Below are 24,469 nucleotides of genomic sequence, written 5' to 3' on the forward strand. Positions count from 1 at the left end.
CTCTCCCATAAAGGAGAGGCGTATCACGTTGGGAAATCAGGCGTCCGGGTATTCGCGAATAAAACGCTCTACGTCATCGACCATGTGTTTTGTGCCGACGAAGAACGGGCGGCGCTGGTGCAGCGTGGTTGGGATGATATCCAGAATTCTCTCTTTCCCGTCGCTGGCTTTCCCGCCGGCCTGTTCCGCGAGGAACGCCATTGGGTTGCCCTCATACAGCAAACGCAGCTTGCCTTCCGGGTGGCTGGCGGTGCTTGGGTAAAGATAAATCCCGCCTTTCAGCAGGTTGCGGTGGAAGTCCGCCACCAGTGAACCGATGTAGCGCGAGGTGTACGGGCGCTTGCTGGCGGCATCTTCTTCTTGGCAGAACTTGATGTACTTCTTCACGCCGGTCGGGAATTTAATGTAGTTGCCTTCGTTAATGGAGTAGGTGTTGCCTCTCTCCGGGAAGCGCATACGTTCCTGACTCAGGCAGAAAACGCCGAGAGAAGGATCGTAGGTGAAGGCGTGTACGCCGCAGCCGGTGGTGTAAACCAGCATCGTTGATGAGCCGTAAACCACGTAGCCGGCGGCAACCTGTTGGTTACCCGGCTGGAGGAAATCCTCCTCGGTGACCGGCGTGCCGACTGGCGTAATGCGGCGGTAAATAGAGAAAATGGTGCCAACGGACACGTTGACATCGATGTTAGAAGATCCGTCAAGCGGGTCCATCAGCACGACATATTTTGCCTGCTCGGCGCCTTCAAAGACCACGATCTCGTCTTCTTCTTCGGAGGCGATACCGGCCACAATACCGCGCGCTTTTAACGCTGCCTTCAGTTTTTCATTCGCGAACAGGTCGAGTTTTTGCTGCTCTTCGCCCTGCACGTTTTCGGCACCGCTCGCCCCCAGGATATCGACCAGACCGGCCTTATTGATATCGCGGTGGATGATTTTAGCGCCCAGCTTTATTGCCGACAGTAAAGCCGTGAGCTCACCGGTAGCATGGGAAAACTCATGCTGCTTTTCGACAATAAATTCACCTAACGTTTTCATAACACTTTCCCTGCATCATTATGTTGGATAAAGCGATCGCAACAATCTTAACAAATTTTCAAATTGTCGCGCACTGGTGAATCGCGCCAGCAAGATAAGGAATATCCTGAAATGCGTTTCGCCTCCGCAGCCATGCGGTTAGAATGTGCGCCAAACAAAGAAAGGATAGTTTCGTATGCGCATTCATATTCTAGGGATCTGTGGCACCTTTATGGGCGGCCTGGCGATGCTGGCACGCTCTTTAGGGCATGAAGTGACGGGCTCGGACGCCAATGTTTACCCACCGATGAGTACGCTGCTCGAAGAGCAGGGGATCTCGTTAATCGAAGGTTATGACGCAAGCCAGCTCGACCCGCACCCGGACCTGGTGATCATCGGCAACGCGATGACGCGCGGTAATCCGTGCGTGGAAGCCGTTCTTGAGCAGGGCATTCCGTATATGTCCGGCCCGCAGTGGCTGCATGATTTTGTGCTGCGTGACCGCTGGGTGATTGCGGTGGCGGGGACGCACGGGAAAACCACCACCGCCGGTATGGCGACCTGGATCCTTGAAGCCTGCGGCTACAAGCCTGGCTTTGTTATCGGCGGCGTACCGGGCAACTTTGACGTCTCTGCGCGTCTGGGCGATAGCCCCTTCTTCGTTATTGAAGCCGATGAATATGACTGCGCGTTCTTCGACAAACGCTCCAAATTTGTCCATTACTGCCCGCGGACGCTGATCCTCAATAACCTTGAGTTCGATCACGCGGATATCTTTGACGATCTGAAAGCGATCCAGAAGCAGTTCCATCACCTGGTGCGCATTGTCCCGGGGCAGGGCAAAATTATCTGGCCGGAAAACGACGCCAATCTGAAGCAAACCCTGGCGATGGGCTGCTGGAGTGAGCAGGAGCTGGTGGGCGATCAGGGCCACTGGCAGGCGAAGAAGCTGACGACCGATGCTTCTCAGTGGGAAGTTTACCTGGATGGCGAATGCGTTGGCACCGTGAACTGGCAGCTGGTCGGCGAACACAACATGCATAACGGCCTGATGGCTATTGCCGCTGCCCGCCATGTTGGCGTTACCCCCGCTGACGCGGCCCAGGCGCTGGGTAGTTTTGTGAACGCTCGTCGCCGCCTTGAACTGCGCGGCGAAGCGCATGGCGTCACCGTTTATGACGATTTTGCACATCACCCGACGGCGATTCTGGCTACGCTTGCTGCCCTGCGCGGGAAAGTGGGCGGCACCGCTCGCATTCTGGCCGTGCTGGAACCTCGTTCTAACACCATGAAAATGGGCGTCTGCAAAGACGATCTGGCTCCTTCGCTGGGGCGCGCGGACGAAGTGTTCCTGCTTCAGCCGCAGCACATTCCGTGGCAGGTTGCTGAAGTGGCGGAAGCGTGCGTGCAGCCAGCGCACTGGAGCGCAGACGTGGACACGCTCGCGGAGATGGTAGTGAAAACGGCCCAGCCTGGCGACCATATTCTGGTCATGAGCAACGGCGGCTTCGGCGGTATTCATCAGAAACTGCTGGATGGTCTGGCGAAGAAAGCTGAACAGCAGAGTGAGCAGGCGTTTTAAGCGCAGAGTATGATGAGAAAAAGGGCGTGCCTTACGGGACGCCCTTTTTGTTTAGTAGAGTTCAGGGGGCCTTAGAATCTGGCCCAAAGCGGTTAGTTCCCGGCGTGCCATCCTGGCAGTTGAATGCCAGAATAATCAGCCAGCCGACAATCGGGATTAACAGCAGCAGCAGCCACCAGGCTGAGCGGTCGGTGTCGTGCAGGCGGCGAAACTGGACTGCCCAAAGCGGCAGCAAAACCAGAACGGTATAAATCGTGGTGAGCGCCCCTTCATCCTTGGCGATGTGAAGCCCAAGCATTTTATCCAGCACGCTCAGCACGCCCGCCAGGATGAAGTTCACCAGATGAAACATCCAATACTCTTTGCGGCGAGCCCGCCCGCCAAACCCAATGTAATTTCTTAATGCTTTGAAATACCAATCCATCTAAGGCCTGCCTTGATTATCCGACAATCACCTGAACGGGAAGCGATCGATTCAAGAATAGTCGTGAATGCACAGGCCGTAAATCGTTGTTGTGCTGAATATTCTTAACTCTTCCTAAACCGCTCATCTCGCCCGTGCGGCTCGTCTAAATCTTGTGCAGGGCCGATGGAAATGATGCCGGTTGGGTTGATAGTTTTATGGCTGCAATAATAGTGGGTACGGATATGCGGGAAACTTACCGTTTCACGGACGCCGGGTAACTGATAGATATCGCGCAGGAAGCCGTAAAGATTTGGGTAGTCGCTGATGCGGTATTTATCGCACTTAAAGTGGGTGACATACACCGGGTCAAAACGGACAAGGGTCGTCCACAGGCGAATGTCTGCCTCGGTTAGCTGCGGGCCGGTTAAGTAGCGATGCTGGCCAAGAATTTGCTCCAGACGCGCCAGGGAGATAAAGACTTTTTCAACGGCTTCATCGTAGGCTTCCTGAGAAGTGGCAAAGCCCGCTTTGTATACGCCGTTATTCACCGTGTCATAAATCCAGCCGTTCAGCTCATCAATCTCGCCTTTTAGCTCGTCGGGGTAATAGTTGCCGGGACGCGCACCCAGGGCATCAAAAGCCGTATTAAACATCCGAATGATTTCTGCGGACTCGTTGCTGACGATCGTCTGGTTTTTCTTATCCCAAAGTACGGGCACCGTCACGCGGCCCGTGTAATGAGGATCGGCCTGCAGATAAAGCTGGTAGAGGAACTCATGGTGGTAAAGCGTGTCGCCGGTTGCCTCCGGGAAATTTTCCGCGAACGTCCAGCCGTTTTGCAGCATCAACGGGTTAACGACGGAAACGGAAATAAAGGGCTCGAGGCCTTTTAGCTTACGCACGATAAGCGTCCGGTGCGCCCAGGGGCAGGCAAGAGACACATAGAGATGATAGCGATCTTTCTCTGCGGCGAATCCCGCTTTGCCGGAAGGGCCTGCTGCACCGTCGGCAGTCAGCCAGTTGCGGAAGGCGGATTCAGAGCGTTTAAAGCGGCCGCCGGTCGATTTGGTGTCGTACCAGACGTCATGCCAGACGCCGTCGATGAGTTGTCCCATTTTTTCTCCTCCTCAATAGCAAAAAAGCGAAGACGGTGTCTTCGCTTTCTCGGTGTTCATCAGTATAGAACGCTTACCATTTTTTATTCAGGACGCGGTCAAGGCTGATTGCGCCTGGGCCGAAGACCGCCAGCAACAGGTAGCCACCTGCGATGGTGAAGTTTTTCATGAACATAATAGAGTTCACGCCTTCAGCAAAGTTGCTGTGGAACAGGAACGCGGTCAGCACGGTAAACAGCGCAGTGATCAGCGCGGTTGTACGGGTCAGGAAGCCGAACAGAATAGCCAGACCGCCGCCGAACTCAAGCAGAATGGTCAGCGGCAGCAGCGCACCCGGCACGCCCATGGCTTCCATGTACTGCTGTGTGCCTGCATAACCGGTGATTTTGCCCCAGCCAGCGGTAATAAACAGGATTGGCATCAGAATACGAGCAACCAGTACGCCAACATCTTCTAATTTTTTCATTTTTCTCTCCAGCGGTTCTTTTTTTCCGGCGTTCTCGGCCAGGGCTTAAAAGGTGTGCAAACTCCAGTGATTACCGATGTTTGCTGTCGATGGGGAGGATAATAGACGGGGTGAAAAAAGATTGTTAGCAAGGAAAACTGTCTAAGTTCTTCAAATATCCTGAGGAAACTAAGTCAGGAAAGTAAAAATACGAGGTATGGAAGAGAAGGGGCAGAAATAAAAACACCGCCAGAGGCGGTGTTTAAGTTTAGCGCGAAGGCGTGTTAAGCGTGTTACGAATCAGCCGCCAGGTGCTCCAGGCGCCAAATCCTCGTTTGGCCCAGCGCATGAACTTACCTGGGTGCTTCACCGTCCAGATTGCCAACACGCTGCTGGCGATCATCGCGTAGCTACGCAGGCTGACTAAGGTGTTCCAGCCGCGATCGTAGGGGCTGGTGACCTGCAGCCAGTCGCGTTTTGCGGCGCTGAGATCGAGCCGCTGCTGCTGAACCTGACTGAGCAGATAGGCTTTACGTTTATCACGTTCGGCATCGCTCATCGCTTATCCTCTTCCAGCAGGGCCCTGTCGTTTTCCAGCTCGCGCCGGGTGTGGCGCAGCAGGGTTGATTGACGGGACTTCCGCAGCGTCCAGATACCGCCGATCAATGCCAGCGACAGCAGGACGACGGTGGTAGCAATCATGGCGTTAAGACGATACTGCGGATCAACGGCCCAGATAATCAGCACCATCAGGCTCATTAAGCCAAAGGCAGCGAACAGCATGGTCAGCCCCAGCATCAGCAGCAGCTGAACGATGTGCGCTTTTTCCTCTTCCAGTTCGACGACGGCAAGACGCACGCGCGTTTCGACCATGCCGACCAGAATCGTCACCAGCCGCTGGCCAACGCCGAGTACGCTTTTGCCCGGCCCCTGGCTTTGGTGAGAATCCGCCATCTTAGCGACGTGCCAGCAGCACACCCAGCACGACGCCTACCGCCGCACCAATGCCTACACCGGTCCAAGGGTTCTCGCGAACATAATCATCCGCTTTGGCAGCCGCTTCACGGGTCTGTTTGGCGATGGCTTCGCTGGTTTCACCCAGGCGATCCCGGCTCTCTTTTAGCGTTTTTTCCGCTTTGGCACGCAGTTTGTCCAGTTCAGTTTTTGACTTGTCCGTGGACGCACTCAGGACTTCTTCAAGCGTATCTGCCAGGGATTTCAACTCAGCGCGTAAATGTTCTGACGTAGTATCTTTTGACATAGTTCTCTCCGAGTGTTTGAGATGGATCCTTAAAGTCTGCGACTACACAATCAGTAATCACGCTTCTCTAAAGCTTTGAGGCTATCTTCTGCTTCCGCAAGTTTCTTCTCGCGTTTGGTGATTTTGTCCGGGTCACCCTTCTGACGGGCTTCGATGAGATCGGCTTTACGCTCTTCGATTTCCGCTTTTTGTTTGGCTATCTTCTTTTGGTGCTCCGCACGCAGGCTAGTGTCGCTGCAGTTGGTGCGTACTTCACTCAGGGCCTTTTTCAGGCCATCAATACGGTGCTGATTATTATGTTTTTCCGCATAGCCAATCTCGCGTTGAATATCCTGCTCTTTCTCGTTGCACAAGGTATTTGCCTGTGCGGCAGAGGTTAGCGTGAGTAAAGCAAGAGCCAGTACGGTGCGGTAATTCATGGTTAAACCTTCCATTGTAAGACGAATCATAAAAGTATCAGACGATCATACTCCATGCGTCGTTCCAGAGTGTCGAAAAAGCGCAGATAAAGCGTAGTAAAAACAGCTAAAGCATAGTCATGAATCTGCTAAAAACCTAGAAGATGATAGCAAATTCAGACTGAAAGAAGGGGTCAGCCGAGGTGGTTGTGGTCAGGGCGCAGAATAGAGAGCCAGGCTAGCGCGTCTTTATCGCCGTCCTGCTGGGCAATGACATACCCCTGAGGCAGCGTGCGGTTGAGGACTTCTTTCGCCGCCTCACTCTGCGCGCTGGAATCAAACGTAACCAATAGCGTGTTATTGAGCGGCGTAATGCTTTTAAAGCGGATACCGTTGGCATCCAGGTGGTGCCAGACATAAAAGCCATCGGGAATACTCCCGCCCTGCCGCGAGGCACGAATTTCGAGGGTGGAATCCTTATTCTGCATGCCGGACCACACCATCAGCGATGCAATCGCCAGGGCCCCAACAAGCAGCGCCGCCTTCAGGCGGCGTGTGAACGCTAATTTCATCGAATCCCTCTAACTGCTCTGGCCGCGTTTTTTACGCCAAAGCACGATTAACGAACCGACCAGACCGATGACCAGAAGCACCACCGGGATCAGCATCAGGCATGACATCAGGGCGTCTTCGTACTTCAGGAAGACAGGCGTTTTGCCCAGCAGATAACCCAGGGTGGTCAGAATCAATATCCACAGCAGGCCGCTCATCCAGTTGAAGAACTGAAAACGTGCGCTACTAAGACCTGATAATCCGGCAATAGTTGGCAGCAGGGTACGAACAAAAGCAATAAAGCGGCCAATGAGCAGCGCAGACAGCCCGTGCTTATGGAAAAGCTGATGTGAGCGCTGGTGATAATGGGCCGGCAGGTGCGACAGCCAGTTTTGTACAATACGGGTATTTCCCAACCAGCGCCCCTGGATATAGCCCAGCCAGCTGCCGAGGCTCGCGGCTATGGTCAACAGCGCCAGCGTTTCCGGGAAACCCATCGCCCCTTTGGCGATCAGTACCCCGACCAGTACCAGCAGGCTGTCGCCGGGTAAGAACGCAGCCGGAAGTATGCCGTTCTCAAGAAATATAATCATGAACAGCACAAAATAGAGCATGCCAATCATCGATGGATTGGCAAGCGTTTCAAAATCCTGGCTCCAGAGAGCGGAAAGCAGTTGAGTCAGTAGTTCCATTCAGGGTTCCTGGCACTTCGTTTAGGCCGCCGGTGAAACGGATGAGCAGAATGCAGCATGGTTTTTATTCTTATTTGCTGACAACAACCCACTGCCTGTGCTGCGGTGTCGGACTAATACCACGCGAAACGACAGCGGGATGGCGCTGAGCCCACACAGGCTGTGAAATTGCATCTAATTGTAACAAAACTACGCGTTATACGTCACAGTATTTGCAGTTTGTTGAGGAATGATTTTGCTTACTGGGGGAGAGGCTGGCGAGGGTATTTACAAACGCTGACACTATTTATGGTTTGCTTACCCTCGACCGGAAAAATGACTATTTTTGACCGTTTGCGGCTGTATCAAGGTGAATGACCGGGTTTTCTGCAAAGAAATAGCGGTCGGCATTGAATTCAAAATCATCGCTGGTGGCGTTAAACAGCATTTGACGGGTGTTTTCCAGATGCTGCCACATCGCCAGTTTTGCCGCATGTGGATCTTTACGAATCAGAGCTTTAAGAATCTGATCGTGATCATCACACCAGTTGTCTACCGGGCGCATATCGATGTGTTCGTGCAGTTTCTTCCAGTACGGGTTGTGGATGCGGTGACTCCACATTTTTTCGACGATGGTCGCCAGCGCGCCGTTTTGCGTAGCCAGTGCAACCTGGACGTGAAACTGCAGATCCCACTCAGAATCACGGTAAGTTTGCTCTTTTCGCGCTTTTTCCTGGATCTCCATCAGTTTCACAATATCTTGCTTGGTGACCTGGGTGGCGGCGAACTCCGCGATATTACTTTCAATAAGCTGCCTCGCCTGCAGCAGCTCGAAAGGGCCATAATTGGCAAACTCAAAACGCTCATCCGGCACGGTCATGTATTTTGCCTGGTTAGACATGACGTGAATGCCCGAGCCCTTGCGAACCTCAACGTAGCCTTCCACTTCCAGCATGATGATTGCTTCGCGGACGACGGTGCGGCTGACGTTTTTCTCTTCGGCGATAAACCGCTCCGCAGGCAGTTTTTCCCCGACCTGATAAACACCGGTTTCAATGCGTTGTTTTAATTCGGCGGCAAGCTGCTGATAAAGGCGGCGGGGTTCTACGGCATCCATAAGTTGCTCCGGAAGAGGGCTGTACGTGAATAAATTTGTTATACCACTTTTCCCGGTGACGCTCTAGCAACCAACGTGAGAATTGCCGCCCGAAGGCGGCGGTTTTTATATCAAGACTGTGTCACGGCCTCCGGGGCGGGAGCAGTGGCTGCGAGTTCGCTGGCAGACTGGTTTTTCAGCACCGTCCAGATAACAATCGCGCCGAGGAGATCGAACACGGCAAGCGCCGCGAAAAGCGGACTGAATCCCATTGTGTCGGCCAGCGCGCCGACGACCAGGGCAAACAAGGTGCTGGCGGTCCAGGCTGCCATGCCCGTCAGGCCGTTCGCCGTGGCGACTTCGTTCCGGCCAAAAACGTCGGACGACAGGGTGATTAACGCCCCGGACAGCGCCTGATGAGCAAATCCACCCACGCAGAGCAAGGCAATCGCCACGTAAGGGCTGGTAAACAGGCCTATCGTGCCAGGCCCAATCATCAGGATGGCCCCCATAGTGACCACCAGCTTGCGAGAAACAATCAGGTTAACGCCAAACCAACGCTGGAACAGCGGCGGTAAATAGCCCCCAAGAATGCAGCCAAAGTCGGCAAACAGCATGGGCATCCACGCGAACATCGCGATTTCTTTCAGGTTGAAGCCGTAGGCCTTAAACATGAACAGCGGGATCCAGGCATTGAATGTGCCCCACGCGGGTTCGGCCAGGAAGCGTGGCAGGGCGATGCCCCAGAACTGGCGGTTACGCAGGATTTTCCACGCCGACATCTTTTTCGTGTTATCGGTCTGGTGCTGGGCTTCCTGGCCGCTAATGATGTACTCACGCTCTTCGCTGGTGAGTTTTTTCTGGTCGCGGGGGTTTTTGTAGAACCACAGCCAGATCATGGCCCAGATAAAGCTCAGTGCGCCGGTTATCATGAACGCCATCTGCCAGCTGTGCATCACAATGGCCCAGACCACCAGCGGCGGGGCAATCATTGCCCCAATGGAAGAGCCGACGTTGAAGTAGCCCACCGCAATAGAGCGTTCTTTGGCGGGGAACCACTCGCTGCTGGCCTTTAATCCTGCGGGGATCATCGCCGCTTCGGCGGCACCGACTGCGCCACGGGCAAGTGCGAGACCGCCCCAACTCCCCGCCAGCGCGGTTGCTCCACAGAAAATAGCCCAGGCGACGGCGAACACCGCGTAGCCCACTTTGGTGCCCAGCACGTCGAGCAGATAGCCCGCGACGGGCTGCATAACGGTATAACAAGCCGAATAGGCGGCGATGATCCACGAGTATTGCTGCGTGGTGATATTCAGTTCGCTCATCAGCGTGGGCGCCGCGACGGCCACCGTGTTGCGGGTCAGATAGCCCAGCACGGTGCCCAGCGTCACCAGCGCTATCATGTACCAGCGTAAACCTTTTATTTTTCGCATTTCTAACCCCATCCCGTCTTTATTGTGAACGTTGTTCCCGATAAATCGGCTCCGTTCCTGCTCTTGTCACCCATGGGCCGGGGCAAGCGTTGCCCGGCAAGAGGTACTGCGACGGTTTGAACGATAACTTGTCATACATCTTTATAAGTTGAGTGATATCACAAAAGCATTTTCGCGTAATGTTGGGTTATACCTTGCTCTCAGGTCAGTATCGGCGCGGGATTTAGTCCGTTTTATGCACATAAAGACGGAAATTATGTGTTTGTTTTGTGACCATTAACGCAAAATTGAGGTCGTTGCAGGGAAATTGGTGTGATAACTTCGTGCCATCATGATGCGAATGCATAGCACCGTTATCTGCAGAGGATATCTCTTATGACCCCCTTTATGACTGAAGACTTTCTTCTTGATACTGAATTCGCCCGCCGCTTGTACCATGACTACGCGAAATCGCAGCCCATTTTTGATTACCACTGCCACCTGCCGCCGCAGCAAATAGCGGACAACTATCGCTTTAAAAACCTGTATGACATCTGGCTGAAAGGGGATCACTACAAGTGGCGAGCAATGCGAACTAACGGCGTGGCTGAGCGGCTGTGTACCGGCGATGCCAGCGACCGCGAAAAGTTTGATGCCTGGGCTGCCACCGTGCCGCATACCCTCGGCAATCCGCTCTATCACTGGACGCATCTGGAGCTGCGCCGCCCGTTTGGTATTACCGGCAAACTGCTCTCGCCGGCAACGGCGGAAGACATCTGGCAGCAGTGTAACGCTTTGCTGGAGCAGGATTCGTTCACCGCCAGAGGCATCATGCAGCAGATGAACGTGAAAATGGTCGGCACCACTGACGATCCGGTGGATTCTCTGGCGCACCACGCCGCCGTGGCCAAAGATGGCAGCTTCGACATCAAAGTGCTGCCGAGCTGGCGGCCGGACAAAGCCTTTAATATCGAACAGGCGACGTTTACCGGCTACATTTCGACGCTGGCCGCCGTGTCCGACACCGATATTCGTCGCTTTAGCGACCTCCAGGCGGCGCTGAGCAAAAGACTCGATCATTTTGCTGCCCACGGCTGTAAGGTCGCCGATCACGCGCTGGACGTGGTGGTCTTTGCCGAAGCGGATGAAGCTACGCTGGATGCTATTCTTGCCCGTCGTCTGGCTGGCGGCGCGGTTAACGACACCGAAGTCGCGCAATTTAAAACGGCGGTGCTGGCCTGGCTTGGCACGGAATACGCCCGTCGCGGCTGGGTGCAGCAGTACCATATCGGCGCGCTGCGCAACAATAACCAGCGGCAGTTCCGCCTGCTGGGGCCGGATGTAGGCTTTGATTCGATAAACGATCGCCCGCTGGCCGAGCCGCTGTCGAAACTGTTAAGTAAGCAAAATGAAGAAAACCTGCTGCCGAAAACTATTCTCTACTGCCTCAATCCTCGGGATAACGAGGTGATTGGCACGATGGTCGGTAACTTCCAGGGAGAAGGGATGCCAGGCAAAATGCAGTTCGGCTCCGGCTGGTGGTTTAACGATCAGAAAGACGGCATGGAGCGGCAGATGACCCAGCTTGCCCAGCTTGGGCTGCTGAGCCGCTTCGTTGGTATGCTAACCGACAGCCGCAGTTTCCTCTCCTACACGCGCCACGAATACTTCCGCCGTATTCTGTGCCGCATGCTTGGCCACTGGGTCCAGGCAGGGGAAGTGCCTGAAGATATGCCGCTGCTGGGGGAGATGGTGAAAAACATCTGTTTCAACAACGCCCGCGACTACTTTGCCATTGAGCTGAACTGAGGCCGCGATGCGATATATCAGGATCCATGCGCTGGATAACGTTGCTGTTGCGTTGGTGGACCTGCCGGAAGGCGAAGAGATAGGTACTCCGCCGGAAGCTTTCAGGCTGCGCCAGCCGATCGCGCGCGGCCATAAGTTTGCGCTCCAGCCAATTGCCGAAGGGGCAAACGTCGTGAAGTACGGCTTGCCTATTGGTCACGCACTTTGCCATGTCGCCGCAGGTGAGCATCTGCATTCCCATAACCTGCGCACCAACCTTAATGACGTCGATGAATACCGCTATCAGCCGGAAGTCGTGCCAGCGGCGGAGCCTTTTGGCGACCGGAACGTCAACATCTATCGCCGCAGCAACGGCGCGGTCGGCGTTCGTAACGAGCTATGGATCCTGCCGACTGTTGGCTGCGTGAACGGCATGGCTCGCCAGATGCTGAGCCGTTTCCTGCAGGAAACCAATAACGCCCCGGATATCGACGGTGCCTGGCTGTTCAGCCATCAGTTTGGCTGCTCCCAACTGGGGGACGACCATCTCAACACCCGCACCATGCTGCAAAACATGGTGCATCACCCAAATGCGGGCGCGGTGCTGGTGGTGGGGCTGGGCTGCGAGAACAATCAGATCGCTGCTTTCCGCGAAACCTTAGGTGAATACGACCCAGAACGCGTTCATTTCATGGCGCTTCAGCAGCAGGACGATGAGGTTGAAGCGGGGCTGGAGCATCTCCACGCTTTGTATGAGGTCATGCGCCACGACAGGCGCGAACCGGGTAAACTGAGCGAGCTGAAATTCGGGCTGGAATGCGGCGGTTCGGACGGCCTCTCCGGTATTACCGCCAACCCGATGCTGGGCCGGTTCTCGGACTATATGGTGGCGAACGGTGGCACCACGGTACTGACGGAAGTGCCGGAAATGTTCGGCGCGGAACGGCTGTTGATGAGCCATTGCCGGGACGAAGCCACGTTTGAGAAAACCGTGGCGATGGTCAACGACTTCAAACGCTACTTCATTGCACACCAGCAGCCCATCTACGAGAATCCGTCGCCGGGGAATAAAGCGGGCGGGATCACCACGCTTGAGGAGAAATCCCTCGGCTGTACGCAAAAAGCCGGTGAAAGCCAGGTGGTCGATGTTCTTCGCTATGGAGAAAGGCTAAAACAGGCTGGCTTAAACTTGCTGAGTGCGCCGGGTAACGACGCGGTCGCCACCAGCGCGCTGGCGGGAGCTGGCTGCCATATGGTGTTGTTCAGTACCGGGCGAGGGACGCCCTACGGCGGCTTTGTGCCGACGCTAAAAATCGCCACTAACAGCGAACTGGCCGCGAAAAAACCGCACTGGATAGACTTTGACGCAGGCAGGCTGCTGCATGGCAGCACGATGCCCGAGCTGCTGGCGCAGTTTATTGAGACGATAGTTGAGAAAGTGAACGGCGCGCCAACCTGCAACGAGAAAAATGATTTTCGCGAGCTGGCGCTGTTTAAAAGCGGCGTCACGCTATGAGTGCCTTCTCCCCAGCGGTGAGGAGAAAAACACTTAATAGGGTAGAGCAGTCCGCAATCTATCCCCTCTAATAGGGTAGAGCAGTCCACAATCTATCCCCTCTCCCTTGTAGGGAGAGGGTTAGGGTGAGGGGTAAACCAGAAGCGATGCTGCGGTTTAAGTCAGTGCCGAACACCCAGCATGGCTCGTTGATATTAGCCGCGTAACAAATCGGCCTTCGCCAGACGAGCATCTTCTGCCTGGCAAACGGCGGCAGTAAAGATAACGTCGGTAGAAGAGTTCAACGCGGTTTCGCAGGAATCCTGCAATACGCCGATGATAAAGCCGACCGCCACCACCTGCATGGCAATCTCGTTCGGTATGCCAAACATGCCGCAGGCCAGTGGGATCAGCAGCAGCGAACCGCCCGCCACGCCGGAAGCCCCGCAGGCGCAAAGTGAAGCCACCACGCTCAGCAGCAGCGCGGTCGGTAGATCCACAGGCACGCCCAGCGTATGCACTGCCGCCAGCGTCAGTACCGTAATCGTGATGGCCGCCCCGGCCATATTGATCGTTGCCCCCAGAGGAATCGACACCGAATAAGTATCGCGATCCAGGTTCATCTTCTGGCACATGTTCATGTTAACCGGAATATTCGCCGCCGAGCTGCGGGTAAAGAACGCGGTCACCCCGCTTTCGCGCAGGCAAGCCAGCACCAGCGGATACGGGTTACGGCGAGTGGTCATAAACACCAGCAGCGGGTTGATGATCAGCGCCACGCCAAACATACAGCCCATCAGCACCAGCAGTAGCTGGGCATAGCTCCAGAGCGTGGAGAAACCGGTGGTGGCAAGCGTGGATGCGACCAGGCCAAAGATCCCAATAGGGGCGAAGCGGATCACCACCTTTACGATAAACGTCACCGCGTCAGACAGGTCGTTCACCAGGTTTTTGGTCGTTTCGTTTCCGTGGCGCAGCGCAAAGCCCAGGCCGACCGCCCACACCAGAATACCGATGTAGTTAGCGTTCAGCAGGGCGTGTATCGGGTTGGCAATCACGCTCATCAGTAAACCGTGAACCACCTCGACAATCCCGGATGGCGGCGTAATGTCCGTGGCGCTGCTGGTCAGATGGAGCGTGGAGGGGAACATAAAGCTAACGACAACGGCGGTCAGCGCGGCGGAGAAGGTGCCCAGTAAATAGAGCACCAGGATAGGGCGAATATTGGTTTTTTGGCCCTGCTGATGATTCGCGATGGAAGCCATCACCAGCGTGAGCACCAGCACCGGCGCCACGGCTTTCAATGCGCCGACGAACAGCGTGCCGAGCAGGCCGGTTGCGATAGCGGCAGGTTTTGAGACCAGCGCGAGCAGAATACCCAGCACCAGGCCAACGAGAATTTGTTTTACGAGGCTGCCGCGGGCAAAGCGCTGCAGTAGTCCAGAAGCTTGCGAACTCATGAATACCTTCCTGTGTTTCAGTGATGTCGTGCTGTGCCGCGTGCGTAGTGCGCTACGTCTGTGCGGTTGTAAGAAAATGTGTTTGCCCGGTGAGTATAAGGAAAAGCGGTGAGGGAAAAAGCATTTCAAGCTGGAATTGCGCTCAGCGTTAGATTTTGCAACTAATTATTAACATGTGCGTCACATATTCAGCAGTTTGATGCGATAGCGGATCGCCAGAATGAAAAAGGGGCATTACGCCCCTTAATTTGTGATGAGAAGCTGGTCTATTTGACCGGCGTCTTTTGGTCGTTACGGTGGTTGACCCACGCATTGATAATCAGCGTTCCCGCCAGAATCCCACCCACTACGCCGAGCGAAACGGCGACAGGAATATGGTAGAAATCAACGATCAGCATCTTGATACCGATAAACACCAGGATCACCGACAGGCCATATTTCAGCATCGAGAAACGCTCTGCCACGCCTGCCAGCAGGAAGTACATGGCGCGCAGGCCGAGGATCGCGAACAGGTTAGATGTCAGCACGATAAACGGGTCGGTGGTGACCGCGAAAATCGCCGGAATGCTATCTACCGCGAAAATCACGTCGCTCAGCTCGACCAGAATCAGCACCAGCAGCAGAGGGGTGGCGTACAGGAGGCCGTTCTGGCGCACGAAGAAGCGCTCGTTCTCAATTTTGTCCGTCATGCGCAGATGACTGCGCAGCCAGCGAACCAGCGGTTTATCGCCGATGCCGCTATCGTCCTCTTTTGCCAGCGCCATTTTCACACCGGTGAAGAGCAGGAAAGCGCCGAACACATACAGCAGCCATTCGAACTGGGTAATCAGCCAGCTGCCGCCGAAGATCATGATGGTCCTGAGGATTATTGCGCCCAGCACGCCGTATACCAGCACACGCCGCTGCAGCGCAGCAGGCACGGCAAAGTAGCTGAACAGCATCAGCCAGACGAAGACGTTATCGACCGCCAGCGCTTTTTCAATCAGATAACCGGTGAGGAAGGCCAGCGCCTGAGTATCGGCGACTTCACGGCCAGCGGTGCCGCTGAGATACCACCAGAAAGCGAGGTTAAACAGCAGGGAAAGTGAAACCCAGACCAGCGACCAGACGGCCGCCTGTTTCATCGACATGGTGTGCGAGCCGCGACGGCCCTGAACCAGCAGATCGATCGCCAGCATGATGGCGACCACGACGGCGAAGCTGCCCCAGAGCAGCGGAGTACCGACAGTATGCATAATAAGATTCCTTGAAAACAAAAACGGCCAACATCAGAAGACGCCAGCCGCTTTCGCTTGCAACAGGGATCTCGCCTTCCGGCAAGGTCTCACTTACGACGTTTTCACGTCGCCCGGCAACCGGATGCTTGCGCATCGTAATGACGATTAACCGGCAATGAAGTTACTCCCCTTTGCAGGTAACAAAATATGACAAGCCATGGCTTTGGTCAATATTTGATACCCACTTTTATATGAAATACTTTACGCCGTGGCCTGCTGGTCCACGTCGTCCGCCGGGAACTTCACCCCGGTCTGGCGGCGAATCTCGGTCGCCAGTGCCGACGTAATGCGCGATGTTACCAGTCCGGCGTGATTAACCTCATTCTCTTCCACCAGGCGCGCGAACGTCTCCGCTTCGTAAAGCATGGTGTTGATATGCTGCGGGAGGCTCAGATCCTGCGGTTTGCCGCCGCGTGGGATAAACGTCACCCGCTGGCATTCAGAGATTTTTTCGATCACCAGCGATCCGGCTTCGCCCTGAATTTCGCTTGGGATCGTCGAGTCGCTCACTTTGGAATGCAGCAGGGTAACGTCAAAATCACCGTAGTTCAGCTGCACGGTGCCGTGTGCGTCTACGCCGCTGTCCAGCAGGGAAGCCGTGGCGTGAACGGCTTGCGGCTCGCCCCACAATGCCGCCGCCGAGGCCAGAACGTAGAAACCGATGTCCATGATCGAGCCGTTAGAAAATGCCGGATTAAAGGTGTTCGGGTTTTCACCGTCCAGGTAGCGTTGGTAGCGGGAAGAGTACTGGCAGTAGTTGAGCAGCACCTTGCGAATTTTCCCCACCTTCGGCAGCGCCTGCTGCAGGGCAATAAAGTTCGGCAGGCTGGCGGTTTTAAACGCCTCGAACAGCACCACCTGATTTTCGCGGGCGCAGGCGATGGCCGCTTCAACTTCGGCCAGATTAGACGCCAGCGGCTTCTCGCAAATAACGTGTTTTTTGTGGCTCAGGAACAGCAGGCTCTGCGGGCCGTGCAGCGAGTTAGGGCTGGCGATATACACCGCGTCGATCGCATCGCTCTGCGCCAGCTCATCCAGCGAAGTAAACAGATGCTCCACCGGGTAATCGTTGGCGAAGCTTTGCGCCTGTTCGAGGCTGCGGGAGTACACCGCAGTCAGCTTAAATTTGCCGCTCTCATGGGCGGCATCTACGAACTGGCGGGTGATCCAGTTGGTTCCAATCACAGCGAAACGTATCATAAACGGGGGCGTTCTCCGGAAGTCGATAGTCAATAAATCGGGGCTTTATCAAGCCGCGCCGCTCAGCGCCAGCTGGGTAAGCCAAAGTCGTGTATCGAATTCTAACTGGTGATACTGCGGTTCCATATGACAGCACAAGGAGTAAAAAGCTTTGTTGTGATCCTTCTCCTTAAGATGCGCCAGTTCGTGAACCACAATCATGCGTAAAAAAGCTTCAGGGGCGGAGCGAAATACGGTCGCCACGCGAATTTCCGCCTTAGCTTTTAGTTTGTTGCCCTGCACGCGGGAAATCGCGGTATGCAGCCCCAGCGCGTTGTTCAGCACGTGGATCTTGTTGTCATAGGCGACTTTATTTATCGGGGGCGCATTGCGCAGAAACTGGCTTTTCAACTCCTGAGTGTAAGCATAAAGCGCTTTATCGGTCGCGATGTTGTGCCCCTGCGGGTAGCGTTTTTCTAGCACCGCGCCGAGGCGCTGCTCGCTAATCAGGGTGCGCACCTGCGAAAGCAAATGCTCCGGATAGCCGCTTAAATAAATCAGTTCGCTCATGCTTGTCTCAGGTTGAAGGAAAAAAAGGTATACTCTCGCCCCCGCTATGGGGATATCACCAAACTTTACCATCCAGGAGGGCCGATGAGCCAATTAGACAACGGTTTTCGTTCACTGACGCTGAAGCGTTTTCCGGAAACGGACGACGTAAACCCGCTGCAGGCGTGGGAAGCGGCAGATGACTACCTGTTGCAGCAGGTAGACGAACTTGAGCCAGTCGGCCCCGTTCTTGTTTTTAACGACACGTTCGGCGCGCTGGCCTGCGTGCTGGCTGAACACAAGCCTTACAGCATTGGCGACTCGTACTTAAGCGAACTGGCCACGCGTGAAAACCTGCGCGAGAACGACATCCCGGAAAACAGCGTCACCTTCCTCGACAGCACCGCGGCTTACCCGCAGGCGCCGGGGCTGGTGCTGATTAAAATTCCTAAGACGCTGGCCCTGCTTGAGCAGCAGCTGCGTGCGCTGCGCAAAGTCGTGACGCCGGAAACCCGCATTATTGCGGGTGCGAAAGCGCGGGACATTCACAACTCCACGCTGGAGCTGTTTGAAAAAATTTTAGGGCCAACCACGACCACGCTGGCGTGGAAAAAAGCGCGTCTGATTAACCCGACCTTCACCCAACCAGAGCTGGTAGATGTGCCGGAAACACTGAGCTGGAAGCTGGAGGGCACCGAGTGGACGATTCACAACCACGCCAACGTCTTCTCCCGCACCGGGCTGGATATCGGCGCGCGTTTCTTCCTCGAAAGTTTGCCGTCGGACCTGGAAGGCGAGATTGTCGATCTGGGCTGCGGTAACGGCGTGATTGGCCTGACGCTGCTGGAGAAAAACCCGCTGGCGCAGGTGGTGTTTGTGGATGAATCGCCGATGGCGGTGGCTTCCGCGCGCCTGAACGTTGAAACCAACCTGCCGGGCGATATCGACCGCTGTGAGTTTATGATCAACAACGCGCTGTCCGGCGTGGAGCCTTTCCGCTTTAACGCCGTACTGTGCAACCCGCCGTTCCACCAGCAGCATGCCCTGACGGATCAGATCGCGTGGGAAATGTTCCACCACGCTCGCCGCTGCCTGAAAATTAACGGCGAGCTGTACATTGTGGCCAACCGCCACCTCGACTACTTCCGCAAGCTGAAGAAGATCTTCGGCAACTGCACCACGGTGGCAACGAACAACAAGTTCGTGGTGCTGAAAGCGGTGAAGTTAGGCCGTCGCCGCTAAATCTCCAGCGCTAAACGGGTGCCCTGCGCAATTGCGCGCCGGGCATCCAGCTCCATTGCCACATCGGCCCCGCCAATTAAATGCACGGCTTTACCCATCGCCTGTAAAGGCTCAGCCAGCTCGCGGCGCGGATTCTGCCCGGCACAAATAATCACGTTATCCACTTCCAACAGCTGTGGCTCCCCGCCGACGGTGATATGCAGCCCGGCATCGTCAATACGCTCGTAGCTCACGCCAGCCATCATTTTCACGCCTCGCGCGGCAAGCGTAGTGCGGTGGATCCAGCCCGTCGTTTTGCCCAGGCCTTCGCCCGGTTTGCTGGTTTTACGCTGCAGCAGGAAGATACTGCGCGGGCTTTTGTGCAGATGAGGCCCTTCCGGGCGCAGGCCGCCTGACGTTTGCAGGCTGGTATCAATCCCCCATTCCACGCAGAACTCAGCGATGCTCTGGCTGGTGGATGCCCCTTCCTGGCTAAGGTACATCGAAGTATCAAACCCGATGCCGCCCGCACCAATCACCGCCACGCGTTTGCCCACAGGGGCTTTGTCGCGCAGCACATCGACATAGCTCAGCACCTTCGAATGCCCGATGCCGTCAATTTCCGGCAGGCGCGGCTCAATCCCGCAGGCCAGAATAACTTCGTCATAGTCGGACAGCATCTCCGGGGTAACGTACTGATTCAGGCGAACGTCCACGCCGGTGAGGGCCAGCTTTCGGCGGTAGTAGCGTAGCGTTTCGAAGAACTCCTCTTTGCCGGGGATCTGTTTGGCGATGTTAAACTGCCCGCCAATCTCCGCCGCAGCGTCAAACAGCGTGACGCTATGGCCGCGCCCGGCGGCGTTGACCGCAAAGGCTAGTCCGGCGGGGCCAGCACCTACCACCGCAAGACGCTTCGGTTGTGAAACAGGCACAACCGGCATTTTGGTTTCATGGCAGGCGCGCGGGTTGACGAGGCAAGAGGTGACTTTACCCACGAAGATCTGATCCAGACAGGCCTGATTGCAGCCGATGCAGGTATTGATTTCATCGGCGCGATTCGCAGCGGCCTTAGAAACAAACTCGGCGTCAGCCAGGAAAGGGCGTGCCATCGACACCATATCCGCATCGCCGTCGGCCAGGATTTGCTCGGCGGTTTCCGGGGTGTTGATTCGGTTGGTGGTCACCAGCGGCAGCGCGACGTGGCCTTTCAGTTTTTTGGTGACCCAGCTAAACGCGCCGCGCGGCACGGAGGTCGCGATGGTAGGAATACGGGCTTCGTGCCAGCCGATGCCTGTATTAATCAGCGTCGCACCCGCTTTTTCTATCGCTTTGGCAAGGGTGACGGCCTGCTCAAAGTTGCCGCCGCCTTCGACGAGGTCGAGCAGCGACAGGCGGTAAATAATAATAAATTCTTTGCCAACGCGTTCTCTCACAGTACGCACGACTTCAACGGCAAAACGCATTCTGCGTTCGTAGTCTCCGCCCCATTCATCGTCGCGCTGGTTGGTGCGGGCGGCCAAAAACTGGTTAATCAGGTAGCCTTCCGAGCCCATGATCTCCACGCCGTCATACCCGGCTTCACGCGCCAGGCTGGCGCAGTGGGCAAAGTCCTCAATCAGCGTTAACACTTCTTCGTGGCTGAGCTCATGAGGTTTAAACGGGTTGATCGGCGCCTGAATGGCCGACGGAGCGACCAGCTTAGGCTGGTAGCTGTAGCGCCCGGTGTGCAGGATCTGCAGGGCAATTTTGCCGCCTTCGCGGTGCACCGCCCCGGTCACAATCTGGTGATGCGCCAGCTGGCTTTTGTCGTTCAGCACCGCGCCGTGGGCAACGGTCACCCCGGAGGCCGACGGGGCGATCCCGCCGGTGACAATCAGCGCCACGCCGTGCCGGGCGCGCTCGGCATAGAAAGCGGCAAGGCGCTCAGCGCCGTCCGGCAGCTCTTCCAGCCCGGTGTGCATCGAGCCCATCAGCACGCGGTTTTTCAAAGTGGTGAAGCCAAGATCCAGCGGGGCAAGCAGCGACGAGTAGCTCATAATAAATCCCAATTTGTAACATTATTGTTATGTGGTCGGATGAGTTCTAATTTAGCCGTCGCAGGGCAAAAGGGAAAAGGGGAGTGCGGCGAATGTGATGAGAGTCATATTCCCGCCTCCCCGAAAGCAAAATCAGGCGCGAGCCTCCTTCAGCAGCTTCTGAATAACCTGCTCCTGCTGCTCGTAATTCCCCTCGCCGAAAGAGACATTGCGCAGCTGTCCGCGAGCGTCGAAGTAATAATGCGCTGGCCAGTACTGGTTTCCGAAGGCATTCCAGATCTGGTAGTTATTGTCGGTGACGACCGGGTACGGCAGCTGCCACTTGGCTACTGCCTTTTTCACCGAATCCAGATCTTTCTCCCACGGGTACTCCGGCGTATGCACGCCAATCACCACCAGGCCCTGATCTTTATACTTGTTGGCCCATTCCCGGACGTGCGGCAGCGCGTGCTGGCAGTTAATGCAATCGAAGGTCCAAAAATCGATCAGCACGACTTTGCCCTTCAGCGCCTCTGGCGTCAGCGGCGGGCTATTGATCCATGCGGTTCCCCCGGAAAGCGGCGGCATTGCGCTGGTGGGCGCGGGATCCACAATAGGCTGCAGCTTAGGCGCTGGCGTGGTGGTGGGGGAGAAGGCCAGCAGGCGCTGCTCCAGCTTCGCGCCGAAACCGTTGGTGTTTTGCAGCACCGCCGTGGTGCCAGAGGCGATAAACGCCACCGTGGCAAGCATAGCCACGCCAGCCACTCGACGCAGCTGCGCCATCAGCGCCATTTTCTCACGCAGGCGAGCCAGCAGCCGGTGACCGCAGAACCACAGCAGCGCCAGCATCAGCGCGCAGCCGCTGCCGTAGGCCGCCAGCAGCAGGCCGGTGGTGACAGCCGAAGAGCCGGACAAGCCGAGGCCGAGAATGGCCCCCAAAATCGGCCCCGCGCAGGGCGACCAAAGCAGCCCCACCGCCAGTCCGGCCAGAAAAGCCGACAGCGTGCCGCGAGCGCGGTAGCTTTGGTTGTTGATGGCATTCCCCACCTGCACCGCCGGGCGCATCAGCCGTTCGGCAAGCGCGGGGAAGATGAGCGTGAGCGCGGCAAGCGCCAGCATCCCCAGCGCTACCCAGCGGCCAGCCAGCGTGGCGCGCACGATCCACTCCCCGGCAGCGCCGACCAGCAAAGCCACGGCGGTGAACATGGCCACCATGCCGGCAAGCAGGGCGATGATTTGGCTTTTTTTGCCGCGAAATGCAGCGAAAAGCAAAGGAATAACGGGCAGCGTACAGGGGCTTAATAAACTGAGCATACCGCCAAGAAAGGCAATCAGAACGGGCATAACACACCTCACGGTTACAGGATGATTTCGGGGTATTTAACCCGCCTGATGTGTTCGTGATGTGTGGGAAAACCGTCCTGATTGTCAGTTTGTTTGTCGGCGACTCGGCGGCATACAGAGCGATACAATCAGGCTACAGGCAGCGTGATGCAGGCCTGCAAACCGCCCTGTGGCCGGTTAGTCAGCGTTAATTTCCCCCCTAACTGGCCGACAAGCTGGGCGGCTATCGCCAGCCCAAGCCCGGTGCCGCCGGTGTCGCGATTTCTGGAACTTTCCACGCGGTAAAAAGGCTGCAACACGGCGTCCAGCTCCTCCTCGGGGATCCCCGGCCCGTTATCGCACACTGCCAGCGTGACCTGGCTGGTTCCCGCCGTCAGGCTGACTTCAGCGGCGGTGCCGAACTTCAGCGCATTATCCAGCAGGTTGGTCAGAATACGGCGCAGCGCCTGGGGACGGGTCGAAAGCGGGAGTGACACTTCCGGCGCGGCAAACGTCACGGCTTTGCCGACGTCCTGATAATCGCAGGCAATGCTGTCCACAAACGCCCTCAACTCAATTCGCTGGGGAGCCTCTTCCAGACTTTCCGACGACCTTGCATAAGCGATGCCCTCGCGGACGAGATGCGTCATGTTGTCCAGATCCTGCATTAGTTTGTCGCGCAGTTCCGGCTCGTCGCTCATTTCCAGGCGCAGCTTCATGCGGGTAATCGGCGTCTGTAAGTCATGCGAAATGGAGGCCAGAATTTGCGTGCGTTCTTTCAGGTGCCCCTGGATTCTGGCCTGCATCGCGTTAAACGCTTTGGCCGCGTGTTCCACTTCCAGCGGGCCGCTTTCCTGCATGTCCACGGGGCTTGAGCTGGCGGGTTCCAGCGCTTCAACGGCGCGGGTAAAACGGGTAAACGGCAACACCACCTGGCGCACGGCAAACCATGCGCAAAGCGCCAGCAGGACAAGCTGGATGGCAATCACCACCGGCAGCCAGGTTTCAATCGGCGGCATACGCGGCGTAAGGTCGATGGTCAGCGGCGAGCCGTCGGCCAGCGTCAAATGCGCCTGAATATGGGAGCGCATACCGGGAATGGAGGTGAAATCGAGCTGATAATGCTCGCCCAGCGCCTCTTTCAGAGATGCAATAGCGTCTTTAGAACGTTCGTCGGTGGGTGGTTTGCCCGGTGTCCCTGGCCCAAGAATGTAGTGGTAATTTTCCCGGGCGAGCCGGTCCAGCCAGGCCGGTCGCTCATTGGGCGGCAGCTTGTCGAGGATCGCGACGCTGGTGGCAACGTTGTTTTGCAGGTTATCCAGCATCACGCTGCGGGCGCTGTTCATTCTCTCGAGCGTGGTTAGCGCCAGGGTCAGGCCGTTAGCCAGAAATAGGCCGACGAGAATGATGAGAAACAGCCGGGAAAGCAGAGTTCGGGGCCAAAGCCTCATTCTCGCGCCTCGACGATCGTCACGGGAACGGAAAGCACATAGCCTTCGCTACGCACGGTTTTGATGTAGGCCGGGGTTCGGGCATCCTCATTTAAGCGCTGGCGGACGCGGCTGACCAGTAAATCGATCGATCGCTCGAATAGCTCTGCATCGCGGCCTTGAGTCAGGTTCAGCAGCTGATCGCGCGTCAAAACGCGCTGCGGGTGATCCAAAAACACGCGCAGCAGGCGATATTCCGCCCCGCTCAGGGCAACGATCGTGCCTTGTAAATCAATCAGATGCCGGGCCGAAGTATCAAGCTGCCACTCGCCAAAAGCGATGACCCTGCCCGCTTCGGTCACCTGCAAATTGGGGGGTAACGCGCGGAAGCGACGAAGGATCGCCTTGATCCGCGCCAGCAGTTCTCGGGCGACAAAAGGTTTTACCACGTAGTCGTCCGCGCCCATTTCGAGGCCGAGGATCCGGTCGCTGTCTTCGTTTCTGGCGGTCAGCATTAAAATAGGCAGATCTTTGTGCTTATCGCTGCGCAGCTGGCGGCAGAGCGTCAGCCCGTCGTCGCCGGGCATCATCACGTCCAGCACCACTAAATCGACGTGCTGCTTATCCAGAACGGAACGCATCTCCTTGCCGTTGGCCGCGCCGCTGGCCCGGTAGCCGGATTTTTCCAGATAGCTAACGATTAGCTCGCGAATATCGCGGTCGTCGTCCACCACGAGAATATGATCGATATGTTCCACCTGGGGCTCCCGGCGCTAAAAC

24 protein-coding genes are annotated in these 24,469 nt (G+C 56.3%); 4 read left to right on the forward strand and 20 right to left on the reverse strand.

The features are described 5' to 3' along the window. Window positions 1-36: 36 nt before the first annotated feature. Window positions 37-1,035: a class 1 fructose-bisphosphatase gene (gene fbp, locus F3J26_RS08870; RefSeq protein WP_008460446.1), complete on the reverse strand. Its 999-nt coding sequence runs from the start codon at window positions 1,033-1,035 to the stop codon at window positions 37-39. Between the two features lie 175 nt (window positions 1,036-1,210). On the opposite strand from fbp, the gene mpl reads away from it, so the two are divergent. After that, window positions 1,211-2,596, forward strand: a complete 1,386-nt coding sequence (gene mpl, locus F3J26_RS08875; protein ID WP_008460447.1) for a UDP-N-acetylmuramate:L-alanyl-gamma-D-glutamyl-meso-diaminopimelate ligase — start codon at window positions 1,211-1,213, stop codon at window positions 2,594-2,596. A gap of 61 nt (window positions 2,597-2,657) precedes the next feature. Here mpl and F3J26_RS08880 read toward each other — a convergent pair whose 3' ends face one another. From F3J26_RS08880 to F3J26_RS08930, 11 genes are all read right to left on the reverse strand, one after another. Continuing rightward, window positions 2,658-3,020 carry a DUF805 domain-containing protein gene (locus F3J26_RS08880; RefSeq protein ID WP_166993359.1) on the reverse strand — a complete coding sequence of 121 codons (363 nt, stop codon included), beginning with the start codon at window positions 3,018-3,020 and terminating at the stop codon, window positions 2,658-2,660. Window positions 3,021-3,124: 104 nt separating this feature from the next. Next, a complete protein-coding gene (locus tag F3J26_RS08885; RefSeq protein ID WP_166993361.1) occupies window positions 3,125-4,117 on the reverse strand; it encodes a glutathione S-transferase family protein in 993 nt (330 codons plus the stop codon). A gap of 73 nt (window positions 4,118-4,190) precedes the next feature. Next, the gene (locus tag F3J26_RS08890) at window positions 4,191-4,583 is read right to left on the reverse strand and encodes a DoxX family protein (RefSeq protein WP_038476076.1); all 393 of its coding nucleotides are present in this window, start codon (window positions 4,581-4,583) and stop codon (window positions 4,191-4,193) included. Between the two features lie 247 nt (window positions 4,584-4,830). Beyond that, entirely contained in the window at window positions 4,831-5,121 is a 291-nt protein-coding gene (locus tag F3J26_RS08895) for a YqjK-like family protein (RefSeq protein ID WP_008460455.1), read from the reverse strand. Next, complete coding sequence (locus tag F3J26_RS08900; protein ID WP_008460458.1) at window positions 5,118-5,516, reverse strand: phage holin family protein; 399 nt, start codon at window positions 5,514-5,516, stop codon at window positions 5,118-5,120. The genes F3J26_RS08895 and F3J26_RS08900 overlap by 4 nt, the downstream gene beginning before the upstream one ends. 1 nt (window position 5,517) lies before the next feature. Continuing rightward, window positions 5,518-5,823, reverse strand: coding sequence for an ElaB/YgaM/YqjD family protein (locus F3J26_RS08905; protein WP_008460461.1), 306 nt, complete (start codon window positions 5,821-5,823; stop codon window positions 5,518-5,520). 50 nt (window positions 5,824-5,873) lie between these two features. Further along, the gene (locus F3J26_RS08910; protein WP_008460462.1) at window positions 5,874-6,242 is read right to left on the reverse strand and encodes a DUF1090 domain-containing protein; all 369 of its coding nucleotides are present in this window, start codon (window positions 6,240-6,242) and stop codon (window positions 5,874-5,876) included. Window positions 6,243-6,415: 173 nt separating this feature from the next. Then, window positions 6,416-6,793 (reverse strand): EnvZ/OmpR regulon moderator MzrA, encoded by a 378-nt coding sequence (gene mzrA / locus F3J26_RS08915; RefSeq protein WP_166867124.1) that lies wholly within the window; start codon window positions 6,791-6,793, stop codon window positions 6,416-6,418. Between the two features lie 9 nt (window positions 6,794-6,802). Next, complete coding sequence (yqjA, locus tag F3J26_RS08920; protein WP_008460467.1) at window positions 6,803-7,465, reverse strand: DedA family general envelope maintenance protein YqjA; 663 nt, start codon at window positions 7,463-7,465, stop codon at window positions 6,803-6,805. A gap of 319 nt (window positions 7,466-7,784) precedes the next feature. After that, a complete protein-coding gene (gene exuR / locus F3J26_RS08925) occupies window positions 7,785-8,561 on the reverse strand; it encodes a transcriptional regulator ExuR (RefSeq protein ID WP_039299895.1) in 777 nt (258 codons plus the stop codon). Window positions 8,562-8,671: 110 nt separating this feature from the next. After that, window positions 8,672-9,973 carry an MFS transporter gene (locus F3J26_RS08930; RefSeq protein WP_166877176.1) on the reverse strand — a complete coding sequence of 434 codons (1,302 nt, stop codon included), beginning with the start codon at window positions 9,971-9,973 and terminating at the stop codon, window positions 8,672-8,674. Between the two features lie 375 nt (window positions 9,974-10,348). Between F3J26_RS08930 and uxaC the strand changes: the two genes are divergently transcribed. Beyond that, window positions 10,349-11,761 carry a glucuronate isomerase gene (gene uxaC / locus F3J26_RS08935; RefSeq protein WP_166993363.1) on the forward strand — a complete coding sequence of 471 codons (1,413 nt, stop codon included), beginning with the start codon at window positions 10,349-10,351 and terminating at the stop codon, window positions 11,759-11,761. A 7-nt stretch (window positions 11,762-11,768) separates the two neighbouring features. Continuing rightward, window positions 11,769-13,256, forward strand: a complete 1,488-nt coding sequence (locus F3J26_RS08940) for a UxaA family hydrolase (RefSeq protein ID WP_166877170.1) — start codon at window positions 11,769-11,771, stop codon at window positions 13,254-13,256. Between the two features lie 194 nt (window positions 13,257-13,450). Here the strand turns inward: F3J26_RS08940 and sstT are convergent, their stop codons facing one another. The 4 genes from sstT to F3J26_RS08960 all read right to left on the reverse strand — a co-directional run bounded on the left by sstT (window position 13,451) and on the right by F3J26_RS08960 (window position 17,721). After that, window positions 13,451-14,695 carry a serine/threonine transporter SstT gene (gene sstT / locus F3J26_RS08945; protein ID WP_166993365.1) on the reverse strand — a complete coding sequence of 415 codons (1,245 nt, stop codon included), beginning with the start codon at window positions 14,693-14,695 and terminating at the stop codon, window positions 13,451-13,453. Window positions 14,696-14,961: 266 nt separating this feature from the next. Further along, window positions 14,962-15,930, reverse strand: a complete 969-nt coding sequence (locus F3J26_RS08950) for a TerC/Alx family metal homeostasis membrane protein (RefSeq protein ID WP_166993367.1) — start codon at window positions 15,928-15,930, stop codon at window positions 14,962-14,964. A gap of 243 nt (window positions 15,931-16,173) precedes the next feature. After that, a complete protein-coding gene (locus F3J26_RS08955; RefSeq protein WP_166993369.1) occupies window positions 16,174-17,172 on the reverse strand; it encodes a Gfo/Idh/MocA family protein in 999 nt (332 codons plus the stop codon). Between the two features lie 48 nt (window positions 17,173-17,220). Further along, window positions 17,221-17,721 (reverse strand): M48 metallopeptidase family protein, encoded by a 501-nt coding sequence (locus F3J26_RS08960; RefSeq protein ID WP_008460485.1) that lies wholly within the window; start codon window positions 17,719-17,721, stop codon window positions 17,221-17,223. An 84-nt stretch (window positions 17,722-17,805) separates the two neighbouring features. Between F3J26_RS08960 and rlmG the strand changes: the two genes are divergently transcribed. Beyond that, a complete protein-coding gene (gene rlmG / locus F3J26_RS08965; RefSeq protein ID WP_166993371.1) occupies window positions 17,806-18,942 on the forward strand; it encodes a 23S rRNA (guanine(1835)-N(2))-methyltransferase RlmG in 1,137 nt (378 codons plus the stop codon). On the opposite strand, the gene F3J26_RS08970 is transcribed toward rlmG, so the two are convergent. The 4 genes from F3J26_RS08970 to F3J26_RS08985 all read right to left on the reverse strand — a co-directional run bounded on the left by F3J26_RS08970 (window position 18,939) and on the right by F3J26_RS08985 (window position 24,447). Beyond that, window positions 18,939-20,957 carry an oxidoreductase gene (locus F3J26_RS08970; RefSeq protein ID WP_166993373.1) on the reverse strand — a complete coding sequence of 673 codons (2,019 nt, stop codon included), beginning with the start codon at window positions 20,955-20,957 and terminating at the stop codon, window positions 18,939-18,941. The genes rlmG and F3J26_RS08970 overlap by 4 nt on opposite strands. A gap of 132 nt (window positions 20,958-21,089) precedes the next feature. Then, complete coding sequence (locus F3J26_RS08975) at window positions 21,090-22,280, reverse strand: cytochrome c biogenesis protein DipZ (RefSeq protein WP_166993375.1); 1,191 nt, start codon at window positions 22,278-22,280, stop codon at window positions 21,090-21,092. 128 nt (window positions 22,281-22,408) lie between these two features. After that, the gene (locus tag F3J26_RS08980; RefSeq protein WP_166993377.1) at window positions 22,409-23,710 is read right to left on the reverse strand and encodes a sensor histidine kinase; all 1,302 of its coding nucleotides are present in this window, start codon (window positions 23,708-23,710) and stop codon (window positions 22,409-22,411) included. Further along, entirely contained in the window at window positions 23,707-24,447 is a 741-nt protein-coding gene (locus F3J26_RS08985) for a response regulator (protein WP_166993379.1), read from the reverse strand. Before F3J26_RS08985 ends, F3J26_RS08980 begins: the two co-directional genes overlap by 4 nt. Between the last annotated feature and the right edge of the window lie 22 nt (window positions 24,448-24,469).

Source organism: Enterobacter sp. Ap-867, from assembly GCF_011752855.1.
Lineage (GTDB): Bacteria > Pseudomonadota > Gammaproteobacteria > Enterobacterales > Enterobacteriaceae > Cedecea.